This is a genomic window from Streptomyces sp. NPDC001514, assembly GCF_053597075.1.
Genome location: NZ_JBSFHO010000005.1, coordinates 95,922 through 115,282, shown reverse-complemented (window position 1 = coordinate 115,282; position 19,361 = coordinate 95,922). Strand labels below are relative to the sequence as shown.

Sequence of the window (19,361 nt, the reverse complement as noted above, 5' to 3'; positions counted from 1 at the left end):
CGTAAGGAAATCAGAGGTCCGTAATCGACGGAGGGTGACCGGGAAATCCCTGTTGATATGGCCTGGGTGAATGCCGGGTCATTGGGGAGGCTTGTTCCCGTCGATTTGCTCGCTTACGGTCGCCGCAATCCGGTCGGACCGCCTAATCCTGCCGCCGACCGGAATAAGCACCCACCCCACGCGTGGCAGGAGCGGGGGACCCAGGTAGATCGCCGCTCCGGAGTTCCGGACGGCTAGGGGTCAAGTCGCGTGAAAGCGCGACCGGGCATCTCCAGTCCGAACCCGACAGCTCACCTCGTAGGCGCCGGAGAGGAATTCGCCATGCCCAAGGGCAAGCATCGCCGTCCGAGGACCAACCCGATCACGCGCGGATTCGTCGCCGCGGGCACGGGTGGTGCCGCCATCGCGCTCCCGCTCATCGGTGCCGCAGGTGCGCACGCAGCGGACACGTCCGCGCCCACCGTGACCCCTGAGCATGTCGCCGCCGTCGCCCAGAAGGCCGCCGCCCCCGAGGCGCCGAAGACGGGTAAGGCCGCCACGACCTACACCGTCGTGGCGGGCGACTACCTGTCGAAGATCGCCGCGGAGCAGGATGTCGTCGGCGGCTGGAAGAAGCTGTACGCGGACAACCGCGAGGCCGTCGGTGAGAACCCGTCGCTGATCCACCCGGGTCTCAAGCTCGCGCTCGGCGCCAAGGTCCAGGGGAAGGCCCCTGCCGAGGCCCCGGCCAAGGCGAAGACGAAGGTGCGGGCCGAGGCTCCTGCCAAGGTCAAGACTAAGGCCCCCGCGAAGGCCGAGGCTCCTGCCAAGGTCAAGGCGAAGGCCGAGGCTCCCGTGAAGGCCGAGCGCGTGCAGGCGCGCGCCGAGTCCGGTTCGGGCACCGCCCAGGCTCCCGCGGGTGCCGCTGCCGCGGCCCCCGCCCCGCAGAGCAACTTCTCCGGTTACTTCGCCCCGGTCAACTCGACCATCACCACCGCCTACCGCACCGCCGGAGCCATGTGGGCCAGCGGCTACCACACCGGACTCGACTTCGCCGCCGCCACCGGCACCTCCGTCAAGTCCGTCGGCCCCGGCACCGTCGTCTCGGCCGGCTGGGCCGGCGCGTACGGCAATCAGGTCGTCATCCAGCACAGCGACGGCACGTACTCGCAGTACGCCCACCTCTCCTCCCTCTCGGTCTCGTCCGGCCAGAGCGTCCGCGGCGGGGAGCAGATCGGCCTCTCCGGCTCCACCGGCAACTCCACCGGGCCGCACCTGCACTTCGAGATCCGCACCACTCCGAACTACGGCTCGGACATCGACCCCCTGGCGTACCTCCGCCAGCACGGCGTCGCCCTCTGAACCTGACGTAACGTCAGTAGCGTCCGCCGCCCCCCGACCTGACCAAGGGGGGCGGCGGACGACTTTGTGTCGCCGTATTCCCGCTGGGCGGGAAACTGACCAGGTGGTCTATCTCACGCCCCGTCAACCCCTCCCTACGGTGGCGTAGGTCACTTCCCGCCGTGAATGATGTCTCGACGTGGCAGACGATTCGAGATCAAGAACAAATGGCGCATTCGGGTCGTTCGCGGCGATCGGTGACAGCTTCACCGAGGGCGTCGGGGACCCCGGACCCGAGGGTCAGTTCGTGGGCTGGGCGGATCGCCTCGCGGTCCTGCTCGACGACCGCGTACCGGAGCACACGTTCCGCTACGCCAATCTCGCCGTACGCGGCCGCCTGCTCGATCAGATCGTGGCGGAACAGGTCCCGCGCGCGAAGGAACTCGCCCCCGACCTCGTGACGTTCTGCGCGGGCGGCAACGACATCATCCGCCCCGGCACCGACCCCGACGACGTCGCCGAGCGCTTCGAACGAGCCGTCGCCGACCTCACCGACGCCGTCGGCACCGTCATGGTGACCACCGGCTTCGACACCCGCGGCGTGCCCGTGCTCCGCCATCTGCGCGGCAAGATCGCCACGTACACCGCGCACGTCCGCGCCATCGCCGACCGCTACGACTGCCCGGTCCTCGACCTCTGGTCGCTCAAGTCGGTCCAGGACAGGCGCGCCTGGGACGACGACCGGCTGCACCTGTCGCCCGAGGGCCACACGCGCGTCGCACTCCGCGCCGCCCAGGTCCTCGGCATCGACGTGCCGGCCGACCCGGACCAGCCGTGGCCCCCACTGCCGCCGCGCGGCACGCTCGAGGTCCGGCGCGACGACATCCACTGGGCGCGCGAGTACCTCGTACCGTGGATCGGCCGGCGGCTGCGGGGCGAGTCCTCCGGCGATCACGTGGAGCCGAAGCGTCCTGATCTGCTCCCGCTCTGACCCCTCCCGTTCGCGGCGGCGGGGATCCGCTCCAGGACCCCGCCGGCGAACACGTCGTACAGCGGCAGCGACTCCAGATGGACGTACCCGATGTGGCAGTCGCAGACAGCGACCGGACACGGCCGGGGCCGCAGCGCCGTCCGGTACGAGCCGTCGTAGAGATTGCCGAGCTCGGCCCGGACGAAGTGGCAGCGTCGTACCGTCCCGTCCCCGTCCACCGAGATCACCGACTCGCCCGTGCGGCACGGCAGCCCGGCCGAGCGGTGCGGATGGCGGCTGTACGGGAAGAGGGGGTCGAGGGCCGTCCAGCGGGCGGCCTCACCCTCGGTGTACGTGCGCCCCTCAGCCGCGTTGACCCACAGATAGACATGCGGCGGAAGGTCCGCCCGCAGCCGGCGGGCGTGCTCCAGATGCTCCTCGAAGCCGACGATCCCGACACTGAACCGGACACCCCGGTCGGTCAGTTCACCGCATTTGCCGAGGAAGCGGTCGTACGGCGTCTGGCCCGGGTGATACGTGCACCACAGCGCCAGAGTGTCCGTGTCGGCGTCCGCGAGCCAGTCGGTGCGGCAGCTCAGATTGGTCTGGATGGCAACCCTGCGGATGTGCGGAAGCTGCGACAGGCCGGCCAGGGTGCGCCGGTACCAGGAGCGGACCAGGCCCTCGCCCCACGGAGTGAACAACACCGACAACCGGTCGTCCGTCCGCTCCGCCGCCCAGCCCGCGAACCGCTCCAGCGCCGCCCGGTCCGCGCGCAGCTGTTCCCTGCTGTCGCGGCGCTTGGCGAACGGGCAGTACGGGCAGTCGTAGTCGCAGGAGGCGAGCGGCCCCCGGTACAGAATCGTCAGATCCACGCGTCGCTCACCGCTCCGTACTCCGTCACTTGAGCTCGTACGCGGCCATCGCGGCGCGTACACCGGGCGAGAACAGCTCGGGACCGAGCGCGTCCGAGTACGCCAGCCCTTCCGGGGTCAGCCGCAGCAACCCGTCGCTTCCCTCCGGCTCTTCCAGCCAGCCGCGCCCGGCGAACGCGGCGAGCTCGGCGGGGAAGTCGTCGGACGGGACGCTGCCGAACCGCGCCCGGTACTCCGCGATCACCATCCCCCGCGCCTGCAGTAGCGACTGCAGCAGATGGCGGCGGCGTGCCTCGTCGTCGTCCATCCGCCGGCCCACCTCGGCACGTGTGAAGTCCTCGGCTCGCGTGTAGTCGTCGATGATCGCGCGTATCTGGCGCATGTCGACGGCGTAGTCGAACGAGTAGTGCAGCCCGGAGGTGTACGAGCGGGCTCCGCAGCCGATACCGATCATGCCGTCGGTCTGGCAGGCGTAGTCGTCCGCGCCCTGCGCAGGCGCGTCCGTGCGGCGGAACATCCGCATCGACACCTGTTCGTAGCCCTGGGCCAGGAGGTGATCACGGCCCTGCCGGTACAGACGCAGCCGCTGGGCGTCCCAGGCCGTGTCGGCGTCCGGGCCCGCGAAACGGCCGAGGCCGGTCAGCGGACGGACATAGAGCGGATAGAGATACAGCTCCTCGGGCCGCCAGGCGAGCGCGGCGTCGAGCGAACGGCGCCAGGTCGTATCGGTCTGTCCGTCGATGCCGTAGATGAGGTCGATGTTGAGGACGGGAACCCGGGCCTCCCGGATCCGGGCCAGCGCGGCCTCGACATCGGCGCGCCGCTGCGGGCGCACCGCGGCCTTCGCCTCCTCGTCGACGAAGCTCTGCACACCGATGCTCACCCGGGTCGTGCCACGCTCGGCGAGCACGGCGAGCCGGTCGGCCGTCGCCGTCGACGGGGAGGTCTCGACCGACAGCGGCACAGCACGCAGATCCGCGCCCATCCGCTTTTCCGCGATGTCGCAGAGCCGCTCAAGCTCCCCGGCCGTGAGGAAGGTGGGCGTGCCACCTCCGAAGGCCGCGGCGGCGAACCGCACCGGGTCCGAGTCCCCGAGCGCGTCTCGGACGGCCACCGCCTGCCGCTCCAGCGCGTCGAGGTAACGCGTGGTCAGCTCGTCGGGTGCGCCGATGCGGGTGAAGAGATTGCAGAAGCCGCAGCGGACCTCGCAGAACGGTATGTGCAGATAGAGCGAGAGCGCGTCCTTCCGCTCCGCTGCCCACAGCTCGCGCAGCGCGGGCCGGTCGGCGAGCGGCCGGTACGCGGTCTTGTGGGGGTACGCGTACACATAGCTCCGGTACGGGCGGATCCCGCTCATCGGGGACCGCCCTTCACCGGGCCGTCGGCCGGGCCGTCGGCCGGTCGGGCGTCCGGGCCGGTGGCGGGGCTGGTCTCGGGGCCGGTGTCCGGTCCGGTGTCCGGGCCGGGGAGGAAGAACTGCGCGTACGGCACGGTCCAGACGACCTCGTGGCCGAGCCGGTGGCCGGCGTACCCGTCGTCGCCGTACGCCGTGCCGTGGTCGGAGCAGACGATCGCGAAACACCGCCTCCTGCTGCTCGCCGCAGCGAAGAGCCGGCCGATGTGCCGGTCCACGTACTCCAGCGCGGCCGCATGCGTCTCGCGCGAGTCGCCCGTCTCGCGCGTGGCGCCGGACAGATGGAACCAGTTGGGCTGGTGCAGGGCGGCCACGTTGACGAACAGGAACAGCCTCCGGTCGTGCGGCAATCCTGCGACGATCTGTTCGGCCCGGTCCACCTGCGCCTCGAAGGAGTCCGGGGATGTCACGCCGAACTCCGGTTCCCAGTGACTCTCCTGGAACAGCCCGGGCAGTACCGTGCCGAGCGGTCCCTGCCGGTTGAAGAAGCCGACCCCGCCGATGCACACCGTCCGGTATCCGGCCTGCGCCAGTCCGGTGACCAAGTCCGGCGTGTCGTACACGAACGTGCCGGACGCAGTGGTCTCACTGCCCGCGAAGCGGGCGGCGAACAGCCGCGGATGAGGGCCGGGCGTGGCCGGCGTCGGCAGGAACCCGGCGAACATCGCCTGATGCGAGGCATAGGTGAAGCTGCCCGGCGCGTGCCGCTTCTCCCAGACGCCGCCGGGGAGATGGCGGGCGAGGTTCGGGATCCGGCCGGCCGCCGCGAGCTCGGCCGCGACATCGAACCGGAGTGTGTCGAGGGTGACGAGGAGCAGATCGTGGGAGCCGACGACCGAGGCCATGTCGACGGTACGGCCCCTATGGGCCGTACCGCTTGGCGCAGTCACACCGGCCGTGCCGATCGTGTCCGCCGTGTCGGGAGGGGTCGGGCGCATGATGGTTCCTCGTCGTACTTGCGTATGGCAGCGGCGATCTGCGCCGCATAGGTGTCGAGGCCCTCGGCCTCACTGCCCGGCAGCCCGGTCAGGCGCGGCAGCAGATCGCCGAACGCGTTGACCTCGCCGACCGCGAAGCGGCGCCAGCCGGTCGCGGGGAGCAGGTCGACGCCGACACACAGGGTTCCGGCGAAGCATGCGGCGGCCCGCTCGCACAGGCCCAGTACGTCGTCGCGCCAGCTGCGGCCCGCCGCCAGCACGGCGGCCATGGCACCGGCCAGATCGCTTCGCTCGCCACCCATGTGGAGATTGGTGAGCGGGGAGCGGCTCGTCCGTACGACGACATGGGTGGCCCGGCCCGCGACGACCACGACCCGCAGATCGGTGGCCCTGCCGTACTGAACCGCCTTCGGGAGCCAACGCTCGATGTGCAGACCGTCCGGCGCGAGGGTGTCCACGATCGCGGCGATCTCGGACTCCGAGGTGTAGCGACGCAGCCGGAGCGAGTTGAACAGATGCCCGTCCGGGGCCCGTTCGACCGAGGTCGCCGCCCGGAACCGCCCGTCCGCCGCCGCCTCGACCGCGAGCACACCGGAGGCCGACGAACCATGGGCCAACTTCACGAAAGCGCGCCGGAAACCCGGCTCGGCGAGATGCGCACGGACATCGTCCCAGCCGCGCACGGCAGGGGCCGCGGCCCCCGAAGTCGGCGACGCCGGCACGGCCACGCCCGCAGCCGCGAGCCGCTCGTGACAGAGCCGCTTGTCGAACAGCACGGCGAGGTCGTCCGGATCGTCCAGAAGCGTCGCGCCCGCGGCACGGACGGCAGTGGCCACGTCCCGCACGGCCTCGGTGAACCGCACGTACCAGCGCCCGGTGCCCTCGACCCTGGCCGTGGCGCCGGCACCGCGCAGCAGCGCGTCCACTTCGGCGTTCTCACCCGGCGAGTCGATACGGACCAACTCGCCCGGCAGGAAACGCGCTCGGCCGTGCAGCACGTCCAGCCACGGAACCACACGCGCCTCGGGCAGCCCAGCCGCGCGCACCGCCTCCTGGAAGAACGCGACACGCCGGTTCTCGGGGTTGCCGACGACGGCGAAACGCAGCGATGCGGGCGGTGTCACTCCGCCACCGCGGTGAAACGGCCGCCCTCGTCGCTCCAAGGCTTCTGCACATCGCTGAGATCGACCACCACTGCGGCCGGCTCCAGGGCCTGGCGTATGCGCTCGCCCAGCGCCTCGCCGATGAAGTGGTGGTGCAGATCGAGCTTCTTGAGATGGGTCAGCGGCTGCCCTTCGAGCAGCGCGGCCGCACCCTCGTCGCCGAGCGTGCCCATCGACAGGTCCAGCGTCTCCAGCCGCGCCACGACCGGCGCACCGGCCAGCGCCGCGGCGATCTCGTCCTGGATCTCGCCGTTGCGCAGCGCGAGATGCCGCAGCCGAGGAAGCCGAGTTCCGGAGAGGAACGGCTCCAGATCGGCCAGCTCGGCGTCGCCGCCGTACTCGGAGACCCCGAGCCAGAGGTCGAGGTGCTCGAGCGCGGGCAGTTCGCTCGCCGCGATGCCGCGCACCACCTCGGCCGGCAGACCGCCGGTCTCGACCCGGAGTGTGCGCAGCTTCGCGTGCCCCACGGCCGGGAAGGCGAGGCCGGAGCCACCGCGGACACCGAACTCCTCCAGCTCGGGGAACCCCTCCAGCAGCGGGGTCACCACGGACTGGGTGATCCAGGAGATCTCGCACTCCTCGAAGGTGATGTCACCCAGGAACAGGCCGCGCAGCGCGGGCAGCTGCGCCTTGGCCTCCAGCAGGGCCGCTATGACCTCGTCGGGACCGCTGTCGTACGCATCGCTCCACGCTCCGGCGATCAGCGCCCGCACCTGCGTGGTGTCGACGGCGGAGGCGAAGCGGGCGAAGGCGTTCTCCCAGGACTCCTCGCTCTCGTACGCGTCGACGCCGATCCGCCAGGCGACGGAGGCCGGGTCGGGCAGCTGCTCGACCTTGGCACCGGCGCCGGGGAAATCGAACGCGGGCAGGCCGTACAGCTCCTGCAGATGGCCCGAGATGGTCATGACGGATGCTCCAGACAGCTGATGGCGTTGACCGGGTGATGTGCGAGCAGTTCTACCAAGCCGCGCTGACAACACCCGCCGCGGGGCCGGGGAGCGGACGGTCCGGTCCGGCGGTCCGGCCCGGGAGCGGCCGGACCGGGCCGACTGTCAGACCCTGCCTCTAGCTTCGATACCGAGTCCGGCGCACTCGGTGCCGGCCGCGGAGGGGAGAGCCATGTACCGGCAGGGAGACGTGCTGATCGTGCCCGTCGCTGAGGAAGCCGTCCCGGCACACGCCGTCGACGCCCCCGGGGAGCCGAGGGACGGGCGGGGACGGCTGGTGCTCGCGCTCGGCGAGGTCACCGGCCATGCGCACGCACTGGCGGCGCCCGGTCGGCTCGTCCGTGAACCTGGCGCTTTCGGGCCGATGCTGCTTCATCTCCCGGAGGGCGGGCGGCTGGTGCACGAGGAGCACGCGCCGATCCCGCTCCCCAAGGGCTGGTACCGGGTGGTGCGCCAGCGGGAGTACATCCCTGGGGCGGTGCGGATCGTGGCCGACTGAGCCAGGCGACGCCGAAGCCGGCGGCAAGCGGAACTGCGGGACAACAGGGCAGCAGGCAAGGGAAGCAGGGGACGGGGCACAGATGCAGTACGTGGACAAGTGGCGGGCCGTGGCGGCGGCGACGGGCCCGGCGGACCGGACCGCAGCGGAGGAGGGGGTCCGCCTCGCCTACCGCCTGGCCGGACTCGAGGCACCCGAGCGGTTCGTGTGGGCGGGTTCGCCCAAGTCCGCCGTGGCGGCCGTGCGCACCCTGGAGGACGCGGGGCGTTCGGTGCGGGAGGAGGTGAGGACCGTCCCCTGGGCCGACGAGCGGCGCAGGCTGCACGACGAACTGGGTCCGGCGGGCTGGACCGAGCACTGGGGGAGGACCGGCGCCCTGATCTGGGAGAGCACCAGGGCGCTGGCCGAGCGGATACGCACAGGGGTCGCCGACGCTCTCGCCGACGACGCCGTGGCGCCCGCCGGGGGAGTCGCCCCGACGGCCGGGGGAGACACGTCGACCGGCCGTGAGGACGCCCAGGAAGCGGCAGCCGTGCGTCGGGCGGTGCGGCTCGTCCTGCTCGACGCGGTGCTCGGACAGCACGACGCCGCCTGGCTCGCCGCCTTCGACGGCCGCAGCGAGCGGCTCGAAGGGCTCGCCAGGGTCGCCGAACACGCAGGCTGGTGGTGGCCGTTCGAGAAGGCCGTTGTGATCTGCGAGCGGCCCGTCGAGCTGCACCGCGACGAGGCCGGGCGGCTCGACCGCGGCGACGGCCCCGCGCTCGCGTTCCCCGACGGCTTCGCGCTCCACGCCTGGCGCGGGATGCCCGTGCCCGCCGAGTTCATCACCGGACTGTCCTCGCTGACCGCCGAGCGGATACGGACCGAGGAGAACGCCGAACTGCGCCGCGTCATGCTCGAGTTCTACGGCTACGACCGCTATCTGTCCGAGTCGGGCGCCCAGCCCGTGCACCGCGACGAGACCGGTGTGCTGTGGCGCATCGCGCTCGCCGACGACGAGGACGTCGTCATGGTCGAGGTCGTCAACTCCACACCGGAGCCTGACGGCACGCACAAGACGTACTGGCTTCGCGTGCCGCCCCGTACTCGCACCGCGAAGGAGGGAGTGGCCTGGACGTTCGGGCTCGACGCGTCGGTGTACGAGCCGCTGCGTCAGACCTGAGCCGCTGCCAGGTCCGCGGGGCCGATCAGCGCCGAGCTGCCACCCCGGCCCGTACAGGCGTAGGCCCCGGCCACGGCGCCCAGCCGGGCACAGTCCGCGGCGGGGCGGCCGGCCAGCCGTCCGTAGAGGAAGCCGCACACGTACGCGTCACCGGCGCCGTTGGAGTCCACCACCGGCGCGGGCGGCGCCACGGCCGGGACCGGACGTGGCGTGCGGCCGCCGTCGCGGGTCATCAGGTACGAGCCGCCGGCACCGGCGGTCGCGATCACGGCCTCCGCGCGCCCCTCGCGCAGGATCTCCCGCATCACCGACGCGATCCGCTCCCCGGCGTTCGCCGCGCTGAGGAAGACCACGTCGGAGCGGAGCGCGAACTCCCTGTGGTAGTCGTCCACTCCGTCCCAGTCGTGGAGGTCGGTCGAGACGGGGAGGCCGAGCTCGGCGATGTCGTCATAGAGATGACGGGCGAAGTTCGTGATCGACAGATGGACGTGGCGGGCCCGCCGCAGATGGGGCAGGTAGAAGTCGCGTGGCATACGCAGATCGGCGGGATCACGGGCGTCGTAGAAGGACATCCTGCGGCCCGTCGAGTCGACCAGGTTCACCGCACGTCGCGTACCGGCGGGGGAGATCAGGGGTGCGAAGTCCACGTCGCCCTCGGCGAGCCGCCCGCGGACCTGGCGGCCCGGCCCGTCGTCCCCTATGAAGTCCAGGAATTTGACGCCGAGTCCGAGGGCACGGCAGCCGAGGGCGACGTTTCCTCCCGTGTGCCCGGGCCACTCGGTGATCGGGGGTACCCCGACCGAGTCCGCGAGGGGGACCGGCAGCGAGCCGACGCGGACGACCGTGTCCACCCCGCTGCCGCCGATCACCAGGACGTCATGCTCCGGCTGTTCCGTGCGCTGTGCCGACACCACTTCCCCTCCCATGAGCCTTCGATGCGCTACGCACTCTGCCGGGTCAGCGCCGCGCGGTCGAGCCCCAGTTCACGGGCGAGGGCCTCGTCCGTCCACTCCAGCATGGCGGCGCGGCTGAGCGACCCCGCGTACGACGTCATCTGCACCGCGAGACCGTCCAGCAGAGCCGTCAGCCGCCAGGCCGCCGCCGCCGGGTCGGCGCAGCGGAACTCGCCGGCCGCCGCGCCCTCCGCGATGACGGCGGTCAGCTCTGCCTTCCACTGCTGGTCGAGTTCGCGGGCCACCTCGCGCAGCGCCGGTTCGCGCAGCGAGGCCGCCCAGCCCTCGATCCACAGGCGCCAGCCCTTCGCCTGACCCGTCGGGGCGTACCAGCGGACGGCGGCACGGAGCCGGCGCACCGCCGACGTCCGGCGGCCGAGGATCTTGCGCAGATGGGCCAGATCGCCCTCCGCGGCGTAGGCGAAGGCGGCGGCGACGAGCCGCTCCTTGGTCGAGAAGTGGTACAGCACCAGGGCGTTGCTCACCCCGAGGGCGGAGGCGACATCGGCGATCCGGACGGCGGCGACGCCCCGGGCCTCGATCTGCTCGACGGCGGCCCGCAACAGTTCCTCCTGCCGCTCCGCCACGCTCAACCGGACTCTCGTCACCCGGTCACCCTACACACGCGAGTCGCTCACCTGTACCAGCCGAAACGCTCCGCGATCACCGGCAGCCGGTCGGCGACGATCGCGTGCGCGGCGGCGCGCGGCGTCGTACCGTCCGCCTCGGCGCGTGCGAGCATCTGGTCGACCAGGGCGCGCATGGAGCGGCGCGTGTACGCGAAGGCCTCGTCCGCGTCGGCTTCGATGTCCCCGAAGAGCGTCCACCACCACCATGCGTTGGTACCGGAGTTCACGACGACGTCCGGCAGTACGGTGATCCCACGGCCCGCGAGCAGCTCCTCCGCCTCGGGCAGGACGGGCATGTTGGCGGCCTCGACGATCCAACGCGCCGTGATCCGCGCCTGGTTGGAGGTGTCCACGGCGTACGACACGGCGGCCGGCACCAGCACCTCCGCCTCGGCGGAGAGCCACGCGTCGGCGGGCAGCTCGGCGTCGCCGGGGCGCAGCGCAGCACGGTCCACCGTCCCGTACGCGTCGCGCGCCGCGAGCAGCCTCTCCACGTCCAGGCCGTCGGGATTGGCGATCGTCCCCTTGATGTCGGCCACGGCGACGATCCGCAGGCCCGCCCGGGACAGAAAGCGCGCGGTCGCCCCGCCCATCGTGCCGAGGCCCTGGACGGAGACCCGGACGCCCGTGCGGCTCGTGCCTGCCCGGTCGAGCGCCACGAGTACCGACTCGGCGACACCGCAGCCGCCGACCAGCTCGTCGAGGCCGATGCCGTCGACCTCGACGGCGAACGCGTCGGCGAGCCGCTCCCGTGCCGCCGCCTCGTCGTCGAGCAGCGGATAGACGGCCTGCACCGACGAGACGAGCCCGGCCTCGGCCGCCGCCTTGTCGACGAGGTCCTGGGTGAGGCCGAGGTCCTCGCCGGTGGTCCAGACGCTCTCGACGTACGGACGCATGGCGCGCAGATAGCGCACGAGGACGCCGTACGCCTCCGGGTCCCGCGGATCGCAGTCGATGCCGCCCTTCGCACCGCCGAGCGGGATGTACCGCGCCGTCGGGTCGTCGGCGTTGTAGTGGAGGGCCTCCTTCATGGTCATGCCCCGGGCCAGCCCGGCCACCTCGTCGAGCGTGCAGCCTGCACGCATCCGCAGCCCACCGCTGGACACCCCTCGGACCAGCCGGTCGACGACGAGATGGCCCTGGCGGCCGGTGACGTGGTCCGTCCAGGTGAGCGAGATCAGGGGACGGGCCGGCGAGGGGGCCTCCAGGGCGGACACGGTGCCTCCAGACACGACGACGAACTGAACCGTCGGTCAGTATCCGGAGGCAGGGGCAGCGGTGTCAACGCGGACGGCTCCCGATCGCTCCGGGTACGGCGCAGACTGCGTACCGCCGTGCCCGGCGTACCGCTGCCGAGCCGCGCAGCGCGGGCGAACGGCGCCGCCCCCTCAGCTGCCGTCGGTCCGCCCTGCTGGTGCCGCGGAGGGCCGCTGCGGCACCTCGCAGTGGTCCTTGAACCCCTGGCTGGACAGCCCGAGCGCCGAATTGATCCGCGAGCGCAGATTCTCCACCGCCACCACCGCGGTCAGCTCGACGTACGCGGCCTCGCCGAGCGCCCCGAGCAGCCGCTCGGCCAGTTCGTCCGTGACCTCCGGCGGGTTCGCGGTCATCGCCTCCGCGTACTCCATGACGTCACGCTCGAGCGGCGTGTACGCGTCACTGTCACGCCATACCGGCACGTCCTGCAGCTTGCGTGCGTCGATCCCCTCCCGTCGGCTCACCCAGTAGCCGAAGTCCATGCACCAGCTGCAGCCGATCGACGCGGCCGTGGCCATCTCGGCCAGTGCCTTGAGCGCCGGGTCCAGGGCGTTCCACTTGGCGACGGCCTGCTCGAAGCGGAGGTCCGCGCGCAGGACGCGCGTGTTGTGGCCGAGAGCCTTCACGGGGTCGAGGACCTCCTGGTACGCGTGCTTCGAGTACCACTCCGTCACGCGGTAGAAGAAGGTGCGGGGCGGGGCGAGCGAAATACGGGCCATGACGGGCTCCTCAGGTGTCGCGTTTTCGTACTGACACCCGTACGACGGATCGCGCGGCGCCGATGTGACATCCCACCGCGTCGATGTGACATTGCGCGGGACCGAGGCGACCATCCCTGTCCTCGTGGGCCCGATTTCCAGGGTCTCCGGGAACAACCCGCGTCACTCTTCCGTTCCCGCACTGTCGTACCCCACGCCCATAATGGAAGACCCCTCACCTTCAGGAGGCCCTGTGACCGGCGCTGCTTCCCCGCCTTCGCTGCAGTCCAGGCTGCGGTCGCTGCGACCCGCCGCCTTCGGGGCCGACCCTGCAGGGGAGCGCATGGAGCGGATCCGCCGCTCGCCGAATTTCGCCGACGGGGTGTTCCAGAACCCGGTCGGGGCCAGGACGAGGCCGTCCGGCTCCGCCGTGGAGTTCGCCAAGATCTACTTCCAGAAGGAGGCGCGCAGGCTCCGCACCCCTGCCGCCCCCGTGCCCCTGCACCCCACGACGCTCACCGACCTGGCCAAGCCGCCGGTCTCCGGGCTGCGGCTCACCTGGATGGGCCATTCGAGCGTCCTCGCCGAGATCGACGGCCGACGGGTGCTGTTCGACCCCGTATGGGGCTCGCGCTGCTCGCCCTTCCCCTTCGCCGGGCCCAAGCGGCTGCACCCCGTCCCGCTGCCGCTCGCGTCGCTCGGCCCGGTCGATGTCGTCGTGATCTCCCATGACCACTATGACCACCTCGATCTGCCCACGATCCGCGAGCTGGCCGCCACGGACACCGTCTTCGTGGTGCCGCTCGGCGTCGGCGCCCATCTGGAGCGCTGGGGCGTCTCCGAGACACGTCTGCGCGAGCTGGACTGGACCGAGTCGACGGAGGTCGCCGGGCTGCGGCTGACCGCCACCCCCGCACGCCACTTCTGCGGCCGCGGTCTGCGCAATCAGCAGCACACGCTCTGGGCGTCCTGGGCCGTCGAGGGCCCCTCCGGGCACCGCGTCTACCACAGCGGGGACACCGGCTACTTCCCCGGTTTCAAGGAGATCGGCGCCGAGCACGGCCCCTTCGACGCGACCATGATCCAGATCGGTGCCTACAGCGAATACTGGCCGGACATCCACATGACCCCGGCCGAGGGCATGCGGGCCCACCTCGACCTCCAGGGCGGCGAGCCGACCGGAGCGATGCTGCCGATCCACTGGGCCACGTTCAATCTCGCGTTCCACCCCTGGGCAGAGCCGGGGGAGGGCACGCTCACCGCGGCGGCCGAGGTGGGCGCTCGCGTAGCGCTGCCGCTGCCGGGGGAGCCGTTCGAGCCCACCTCCGACGACATCCCGGCGGCGCCCTGGTGGCGGGCCGTCGCGCCTGCCCCGGTCGCGCCCGTCCCGGCCACCGCGCCCGCCTCCGCAGCCGTACGCCCCGACGCGGCCGGCACAGCCCTGGGGACCCGCGAGGCATCCGGCGCCGGCGCGATGCCCGATGCCGACCTCCGGGGCACGCGCCGCCCCGGCAGCGGTGCGGGAGCCCCCGAGACGGCCCCGACCGCTTAGGGCCCGTCTTCCGGATCTTGCCGGGCTCGCGTGCCCTGGCATGCACCCCCAGAGCTGACGCCTGGGGCCCCAGCTGCGTTGTCGTCGGTCACCGACACCTCATAGCCCTTCGGGCGCGGAAGGTGCCCACCGCGTCCCCCGCGGCGTCAGCCGCCGATATCACCGCCTCCTCCGCCGTGCGATCGCACGCACCGCTGTGACATCAGCCGCTCCCCGGCGGACCGCTCCCCGATCCGGCCTGATCCAGAAGACCGGCTAGTGTCCCGAGTCGGAGATTCTTAGGTAGTTCTCCACCGGGCACGGGATGGTCCGGGGGTCGCCTCCGCGGCCCCGACCGCCTGTCGGGACCCGAGGAACGACCGTAAGGACGAAGGGGTACATGCTGACCCCGGCCGAGTCGTCGGCCCTTACAAGAAGAGCAGGGAGTCCCGGCAGGATCTGTCCACCAGGATGTGCGAGGGGGCGCCGTCGGACGCGGACTGCATGACGGGACTCGAGGTGGCCCCGCCGACCAAGGCGGAGGAGATCGGCGTCAGGGAGCCGGCCTTCGCGAGAGCCGAATACCGGTACCAGTACAAGGACGACCAGGGCCGCAGCGAACGGAAGACGCTGCTTGTCGACGGCTACTGGGGCACGATCGACGACCCGGACAAAGCGCTCGACAACTTCTTCGAGTCGATCAAGGACGGGGACCAGTCGTTCAGGGGCAAGCTGATCGGCCCCCGCGAGAAGGTCGACCCCGAGGGCTTCAACGGTGCCCTGATGGAGTGCCAGAACGCCGAACTCACGCGCATCGGGGCGATACGGAAGCGCTCTGTCTCGACGATGCGGGTCCCGATCTGCGTCTGGGCCGACTACAGCACCGTGGCCGCTGCGGCGGTAGTCGACTCCCCCCAGATCCTCCGCAGGGCCCCGGGCCTGACTCAGTCCCAGGTCGCCGACCTGGCCGCCGAGCTCTACAACACCTCGCGCACCGAGTACTGGCACGGGGTATGCACGTGGGACTACTGCAACGGCAGGTTCAATTCACCGCAGGGACCGGCCCGGACCGGGCTCGGTCCGCAGGCCGTCCTCGCAGGTCGTATTCGTACTGCCGTACGAGACCTCATACCAGAGCGGGATGCTCTTCGGACAAGTTTGTCAACTGCCCACCGCGCATGAACGGTTAGGCGGCAGTTGCGTGTGGACGAACCCCGCCTCGGCCAGCTCCGTCACGGTCTCGTCGGTCAGCCGCCGGTCGGACTCAGCTTGAGCTTGCCGCTCGACGAGCCCCCGGGGTCGTCCGGGCGGCTGCTGACTTGAGGTCCTCGGCGGTGGGTGCGCTGGTGCTCACAGAACCCTCCTTGGGTGCTTGACCGGATAACGCCTTGTCCATCGGTCGGAAACAAGTGCGTAAGAGTATTGACGCACTTGAAAAATTGGTGCAACCATTCCGGCATCCAACCGCGGTCCGGTCGAGGCCCCTCCCACACGATCAGTGTTCGGACAGCACGGGCCACCGGAAGCCATGACCCGAGGAGACAAGAGACCCGATGGGCAGCAAACTCGTCGAAGAGATCGTCAAGGCCACCGAGCCGAGCGCAGAGTTCCGCAGCATCTGGACCGATCTGCGCAACGTGGCGTTCGAGCAGGGCTGGCTCGACGTCAAGGGCACGAAGATCCGCTATCTGCGTTCCGGAGCCGGTAAGCCACGGAAGATCATCATGCTGCCGGGCACCGGCGGTCACGCGGAGACCTTCGCGCCGAACCTCGGTCCCCTGGGTGAGCAGTTCGAGTGCTGGGCCATCGACATACCCGGCTGTGGCTACAGCGACATGCCTGACGTTCCCTCATACGACAGTCGGTACATCGCCGCGTTCCTGAAGGACATGGCCGAGGTGATCGGCGCCGAGCAGGTCGACCTGGTCGGTTGTTCGGTCGGCTCGTGGGCGGCACTCCAGGCTGCGCACCTCTACCCGGAACTGGTGCGTCGGCTGATCCTCATTTCGCCGGGCGGCGGCCCGGTGCCCGACGAGGACGACGAGTGGTACGAGTTCTGGAACCTGCCCGACATCGTCGGCACGATGGGCGGCAGCGAAGGCGAGGCCCGTCGAGACATCGTCAAGCACCCGACGTGGGAAGCAGCCGAGACCATCCTCACCGGTCTCATGCCCGACCGGCGCCGGCTGCCCGACGACATGATCGCGTCGAGGCTCGACGTCAACCGCCAGCCCGGCGCCGCCGACATATACCCGAAGGTGAACTGGTGGGTCGACTACGACCTGCGCCAGGCCAACGGCCTCACCCGCGACGACCTCCGCAACATCCAGCAACCCGTCCTGGGCATGTGCGAACTCGACGACCGGGTCCTCGTCATCATCCAGGCCATGTTCGAGGCCCTACCCGACAGCAAGCTCTACCGCGTCGAAGGCGTCGGCCACTGGCCGCAGTACGAAACACCCGACCAGTTCAACACCTTGGCACTCGAACACCTCACGGCGTGACCGCGACGACCACCACCACGCCGAACCGACCAGCTTGACTGCAATCCCGTTCCGACCGGCCTGCTCGCCTGATGACGGGCAGGCCGCTATCCCGATCAATTGCACCAGGAGGTAAAGATCATGACCACCGGAAGCAACGTTGCTGGTATCTGGGAGTTCGTCGCGCAAACGCCCAGGGGGCCGATGCAGTGCACCTTGTCCGTGCTGGCGGACGGCGACCGCTTCACCGGGACGGTGAAAGGCGACTTCGGCGAACTCGAGGTGACCGACGGGCAGATCGAGGACGGCCCGGTCCCGGTTCTGCGCTGGGCGATGAAGCTCAAGGAGCCTCTGCCCCTCACCGTCAAGTGCAACGTCGAACTGGCCGGCGACGAACTCAAGGGCACGATCAGCGCCTTCGGCATCGGTAGCTTCCCGGTGGTCGGCGGGCGGGCCTCCTGAAGCGCTTCGCGAGCCCCTGTCCCCTCGAGTAGAGACGGTTTCCATGAAGCTGGCTTCCTACGTCCGGTCCGGTGCCCCGTCCTACGGGATCTACACCGATGCGGGACTCGTCGACATCGGTCAGCGTCCCGATCGCCCCGCGGAAACTCTGAAAGACGCCCTGGGCGAGCTGAGCGCCTTGGCGGCGTTCTCCACGCAGGCGCCCACCATCGGCCTCGACGAGGTCGAGTTCCTGCCACCCGTCTGGAACTCCGACCGCATCATCTGCGCCGGCCTGAACTACAAGGAACACATCCGGGAGCTCGGCTTTCCCGAGCCTGAGGTGCCGATGCTGTTCGTGCGGTTCGCCGACAGCCTGGTCGGCCACGGTCAGCCGATCGTAAGGCCTACCGCTTCCGTGGAGTTCGACTTCGAGGGCGAACTCGCAGTCGTCATCGGAGTCGGCGGCCGCCACATCGCCGCGGACCGGGCATCGCACCACATCGCGGGATACTCGTGCTTCAACGAGGGCTCGTTGCGGGACTTCCAAACGCGTGGCATTCAGTTCCTGCCCGGCAAGAGCTTCTGGCGGTCGGGGGCGTTCGGCCCGTGGCTGGTCACGCCGGACGAGGCCGGCGATATCGGCCAGGCGAGCCTCGTGACCACGGTCAATGGCGTCGAGAAGCAGCGTGCCAAGCTCGATGACCTTCTCTTCGGTGTCGACCGCCTTATCGAGTTCATCTCCACCTTCATGCCGCTGCGGCCAGGAGACATCATCGCGACCGGCACGCCCGGCGGCGTCGCGGCGGCCAGCAACCCCCCCACCTGGCTGGTGCCCGGCGACCTCGTCGAGATCGCCATCGACGGCATCGGGGTACTGCGCAACACGGTCACCGACGAATCCCCGATGCACACTCACCACAGCACGGAGTCGACGCCATGACCAAGACAGATCCCCCCGTGAAGATCTTCGATGTCCTCTTTCCCCGGCTCGCCGTTCCCGACCTGGGTCTGGCAGAGGAGTTCCTGAGCGCACTCGGCCTGGTCCCGGTGGAGCGGACCGAGCGTCAGCTGTTCCTGCGCGGTACCGGCTCCGCCAACCACATCTATGTGGCGGAGCTCGGCGAGCCGCGGTTCATCGGTATGGCGTTCACCGTCACCGACGAGGAGGACCTGCATCGGCTGGCCAAGCTGCCGGAGGCCAGCGCCGTACACGAGCTGGACGAACCAGGCGGTGGGCGCCGGGTGACGCTGACCGAGCCGAACGGCTACCAGATCGAGGTCATCCACGGAATGGCGCCCCGCGAGCCGCTGGTGGTCCCGCCGCTGCTGTCCAACTCAGCGCTGGTGCCGGCGCAGCGCATCGGTGTCGGACCCTGGGGCCCCGATCAGCCGCCGCACGCCTGGCGGTTCGGCCACGCCGTGCAGAAGACGGAGAAGTTCGGCGAAACCATGGCCTGGTACCAGAATACCCTCGGCCTGGTGCCGTCGGACTTCGGCGACAACGGCGAGGGCGAGATCAACGGCGTCTTCCTCTGCCCCGACGGCGGCGAGCGCTGGGTCGACCACCACTGCCTTCAGATCGCCGCGATCCCGCAATCGGGATGGCACCACGTCTCCTTCGAGGTGCAGAACTGGAGCGAGGTGTTCGAAGGCGCCGCTTACCTCGCCAAGCAGGGCCGCTACAAGGTGTGGGGAAGCCCGCAGCGTCACCTCGTCGGCGGCCAGGTGGGCATCTACGTCTCCGATCCGTGGGGACGGCTGCACGAGTTCTGGTCCGACGGCGACCGGCTCGACAACACGCACGAGCCGCGCACCTGGGCGATGGCAGACATGATCGACGGTCCACTCTGGGGCGAGGCGCCCAGCTTCGACTTCTTCATGCAGGTGGCGCCATGACCGCCAGGCCGGCCCGTGAGCCAGCCACGCGCCGAACGGCTCGACCTGGACATGTCCGACGAGGAGATCTGGGCGGCCACCGAGGCTATGTGCCGCCAAGATCCGACGTTCAAGTCGATGCAGACGTGGGACGACGAACTGGCGCCGGCCACAGGTCGTCAGCTGCAGGCCCGACGTAGGTC

19 protein-coding genes and 1 riboswitch are annotated in these 19,361 nt (G+C 70.5%); of the genes, 10 read left to right on the top strand and 9 right to left on the bottom strand.

Features of this window, described 5'->3' with window-relative positions:
- The first annotated feature begins 158 nt into the window (after positions 1-158).
- Positions 159-319: riboswitch (cyclic di-AMP (ydaO/yuaA leader) on the top strand.
- Between the two features lie 2 nt (positions 320-321).
- Entirely contained in the window at positions 322-1,341 is a 1,020-nt protein-coding gene (locus ACWCXB_RS08265) for a M23 family metallopeptidase (protein ID WP_450720299.1), read from the top strand.
- A gap of 178 nt (positions 1,342-1,519) precedes the next feature.
- Positions 1,520-2,311 (top strand): SGNH/GDSL hydrolase family protein, encoded by a 792-nt coding sequence (locus tag ACWCXB_RS08260; protein ID WP_450720297.1) that lies wholly within the window; start codon positions 1,520-1,522, stop codon positions 2,309-2,311.
- Here the strand turns inward: ACWCXB_RS08260 and ACWCXB_RS08255 are convergent.
- From ACWCXB_RS08255 to ACWCXB_RS08235, 5 genes are read right to left on the bottom strand one after another with little or no spacing between them, the layout of a single operon-like run.
- Positions 2,272-3,165, bottom strand: a complete 894-nt coding sequence (locus ACWCXB_RS08255) for an STM4011 family radical SAM protein (protein ID WP_450720295.1) — start codon at positions 3,163-3,165, stop codon at positions 2,272-2,274. The genes ACWCXB_RS08260 and ACWCXB_RS08255 overlap by 40 nt on opposite strands.
- A gap of 25 nt (positions 3,166-3,190) precedes the next feature.
- A complete protein-coding gene (locus ACWCXB_RS08250; RefSeq protein WP_450720293.1) occupies positions 3,191-4,522 on the bottom strand; it encodes an STM4012 family radical SAM protein in 1,332 nt (443 codons plus the stop codon).
- Positions 4,519-5,424 carry an STM4013/SEN3800 family hydrolase gene (locus tag ACWCXB_RS08245; protein WP_450720573.1) on the bottom strand — a complete coding sequence of 302 codons (906 nt, stop codon included), beginning with the start codon at positions 5,422-5,424 and terminating at the stop codon, positions 4,519-4,521. Before ACWCXB_RS08245 ends, ACWCXB_RS08250 begins: the two co-directional genes overlap by 4 nt.
- 41 nt (positions 5,425-5,465) lie before the next feature.
- Positions 5,466-6,641 carry an STM4014 family protein gene (locus tag ACWCXB_RS08240; protein ID WP_450720291.1) on the bottom strand — a complete coding sequence of 392 codons (1,176 nt, stop codon included), beginning with the start codon at positions 6,639-6,641 and terminating at the stop codon, positions 5,466-5,468.
- Positions 6,638-7,585: an STM4015 family protein gene (locus tag ACWCXB_RS08235; RefSeq protein ID WP_450720289.1), complete on the bottom strand. Its 948-nt coding sequence runs from the start codon at positions 7,583-7,585 to the stop codon at positions 6,638-6,640. Before ACWCXB_RS08235 ends, ACWCXB_RS08240 begins: the two co-directional genes overlap by 4 nt.
- A gap of 214 nt (positions 7,586-7,799) precedes the next feature.
- Here ACWCXB_RS08235 and ACWCXB_RS08230 point away from each other — a divergent pair, with 214 nt between their 5' ends.
- A complete protein-coding gene (locus ACWCXB_RS08230) occupies positions 7,800-8,126 on the top strand; it encodes a hypothetical protein (protein ID WP_450720287.1) in 327 nt (108 codons plus the stop codon).
- An 82-nt stretch (positions 8,127-8,208) separates the two neighbouring features.
- Positions 8,209-9,288 (top strand): DUF6745 domain-containing protein, encoded by a 1,080-nt coding sequence (locus tag ACWCXB_RS08225; protein ID WP_450720285.1) that lies wholly within the window; start codon positions 8,209-8,211, stop codon positions 9,286-9,288.
- On the opposite strand, the gene ACWCXB_RS08220 is transcribed toward ACWCXB_RS08225, so the two are convergent.
- The 4 genes from ACWCXB_RS08220 to ACWCXB_RS08205 form a co-directional block, all read right to left on the bottom strand.
- Positions 9,279-10,214: a carbohydrate kinase family protein gene (locus ACWCXB_RS08220; protein ID WP_450720283.1), complete on the bottom strand. Its 936-nt coding sequence runs from the start codon at positions 10,212-10,214 to the stop codon at positions 9,279-9,281. The genes ACWCXB_RS08225 and ACWCXB_RS08220 overlap by 10 nt on opposite strands.
- 14 nt (positions 10,215-10,228) lie before the next feature.
- Positions 10,229-10,849 (bottom strand): TetR/AcrR family transcriptional regulator, encoded by a 621-nt coding sequence (locus ACWCXB_RS08215; protein ID WP_450720281.1) that lies wholly within the window; start codon positions 10,847-10,849, stop codon positions 10,229-10,231.
- A gap of 26 nt (positions 10,850-10,875) precedes the next feature.
- Positions 10,876-12,078 carry a Glu/Leu/Phe/Val dehydrogenase dimerization domain-containing protein gene (locus ACWCXB_RS08210; protein WP_450720571.1) on the bottom strand — a complete coding sequence of 401 codons (1,203 nt, stop codon included), beginning with the start codon at positions 12,076-12,078 and terminating at the stop codon, positions 10,876-10,878.
- A 180-nt stretch (positions 12,079-12,258) separates the two neighbouring features.
- Complete coding sequence (locus ACWCXB_RS08205) at positions 12,259-12,846, bottom strand: carboxymuconolactone decarboxylase family protein (protein ID WP_450720279.1); 588 nt, start codon at positions 12,844-12,846, stop codon at positions 12,259-12,261.
- Between the two features lie 232 nt (positions 12,847-13,078).
- On the opposite strand from ACWCXB_RS08205, the gene ACWCXB_RS08200 reads away from it, so the two are divergent.
- From ACWCXB_RS08200 to ACWCXB_RS08175, 6 genes are all read left to right on the top strand, one after another.
- A complete protein-coding gene (locus tag ACWCXB_RS08200; RefSeq protein ID WP_450720277.1) occupies positions 13,079-14,377 on the top strand; it encodes an MBL fold metallo-hydrolase in 1,299 nt (432 codons plus the stop codon).
- A 483-nt stretch (positions 14,378-14,860) separates the two neighbouring features.
- Complete coding sequence (locus ACWCXB_RS08195; protein ID WP_450720275.1) at positions 14,861-15,538, top strand: hypothetical protein; 678 nt, start codon at positions 14,861-14,863, stop codon at positions 15,536-15,538.
- Positions 15,539-15,909: 371 nt separating this feature from the next.
- Positions 15,910-16,860, top strand: coding sequence for an alpha/beta fold hydrolase (locus ACWCXB_RS08190; RefSeq protein ID WP_450720273.1), 951 nt, complete (start codon positions 15,910-15,912; stop codon positions 16,858-16,860).
- Between the two features lie 120 nt (positions 16,861-16,980).
- On the top strand, positions 16,981-17,301 hold the full coding sequence (locus ACWCXB_RS08185) for a hypothetical protein (protein WP_450720271.1): 321 nt from the start codon (positions 16,981-16,983) through the stop codon (positions 17,299-17,301).
- 43 nt (positions 17,302-17,344) lie between these two features.
- Positions 17,345-18,223 (top strand): fumarylacetoacetate hydrolase family protein, encoded by an 879-nt coding sequence (locus ACWCXB_RS08180; RefSeq protein WP_450720269.1) that lies wholly within the window; start codon positions 17,345-17,347, stop codon positions 18,221-18,223.
- Positions 18,220-19,179: a VOC family protein gene (locus ACWCXB_RS08175; protein WP_450720267.1), complete on the top strand. Its 960-nt coding sequence runs from the start codon at positions 18,220-18,222 to the stop codon at positions 19,177-19,179. The genes ACWCXB_RS08180 and ACWCXB_RS08175 overlap by 4 nt, the downstream gene beginning before the upstream one ends.
- The last annotated feature ends 182 nt before the right edge of the window (positions 19,180-19,361 follow it).

Excerpts from the sequence above, each read along its gene's own strand:
- ACWCXB_RS08185 (WP_450720271.1), top strand. The coding sequence starts at position 16,981 with ATGACCACCGGAAGCAACGTTGCTGGTATCTGGGAGTTCGTCGCGCAA.
- ACWCXB_RS08235 (WP_450720289.1), bottom strand. The coding sequence starts at position 7,585 with ATGACCATCTCGGGCCATCTGCAGGAGCTGTACGGCCTGCCCGCGTTC.
- ACWCXB_RS08180 (WP_450720269.1), top strand. The coding sequence starts at position 17,345 with ATGAAGCTGGCTTCCTACGTCCGGTCCGGTGCCCCGTCCTACGGGATC.
- ACWCXB_RS08230 (WP_450720287.1), top strand. The coding sequence starts at position 7,800 with ATGTACCGGCAGGGAGACGTGCTGATCGTGCCCGTCGCTGAGGAAGCC.
- ACWCXB_RS08195 (WP_450720275.1), top strand. The coding sequence starts at position 14,861 with ATGACGGGACTCGAGGTGGCCCCGCCGACCAAGGCGGAGGAGATCGGC.
- ACWCXB_RS08205 (WP_450720279.1), bottom strand. The coding sequence starts at position 12,846 with ATGGCCCGTATTTCGCTCGCCCCGCCCCGCACCTTCTTCTACCGCGTG.
- ACWCXB_RS08250 (WP_450720293.1), bottom strand. The coding sequence starts at position 4,522 with ATGAGCGGGATCCGCCCGTACCGGAGCTATGTGTACGCGTACCCCCAC.
- ACWCXB_RS08245 (WP_450720573.1), bottom strand. The coding sequence starts at position 5,424 with ATGGCCTCGGTCGTCGGCTCCCACGATCTGCTCCTCGTCACCCTCGAC.
- ACWCXB_RS08265 (WP_450720299.1), top strand. The coding sequence starts at position 322 with ATGCCCAAGGGCAAGCATCGCCGTCCGAGGACCAACCCGATCACGCGC.
- ACWCXB_RS08220 (WP_450720283.1), bottom strand. The coding sequence starts at position 10,214 with ATGGGAGGGGAAGTGGTGTCGGCACAGCGCACGGAACAGCCGGAGCAT.
- ACWCXB_RS08190 (WP_450720273.1), top strand. The coding sequence starts at position 15,910 with ATGGGCAGCAAACTCGTCGAAGAGATCGTCAAGGCCACCGAGCCGAGC.
- ACWCXB_RS08175 (WP_450720267.1), top strand. The coding sequence starts at position 18,220 with ATGACCAAGACAGATCCCCCCGTGAAGATCTTCGATGTCCTCTTTCCC.
- ACWCXB_RS08225 (WP_450720285.1), top strand. The coding sequence starts at position 8,209 with ATGCAGTACGTGGACAAGTGGCGGGCCGTGGCGGCGGCGACGGGCCCG.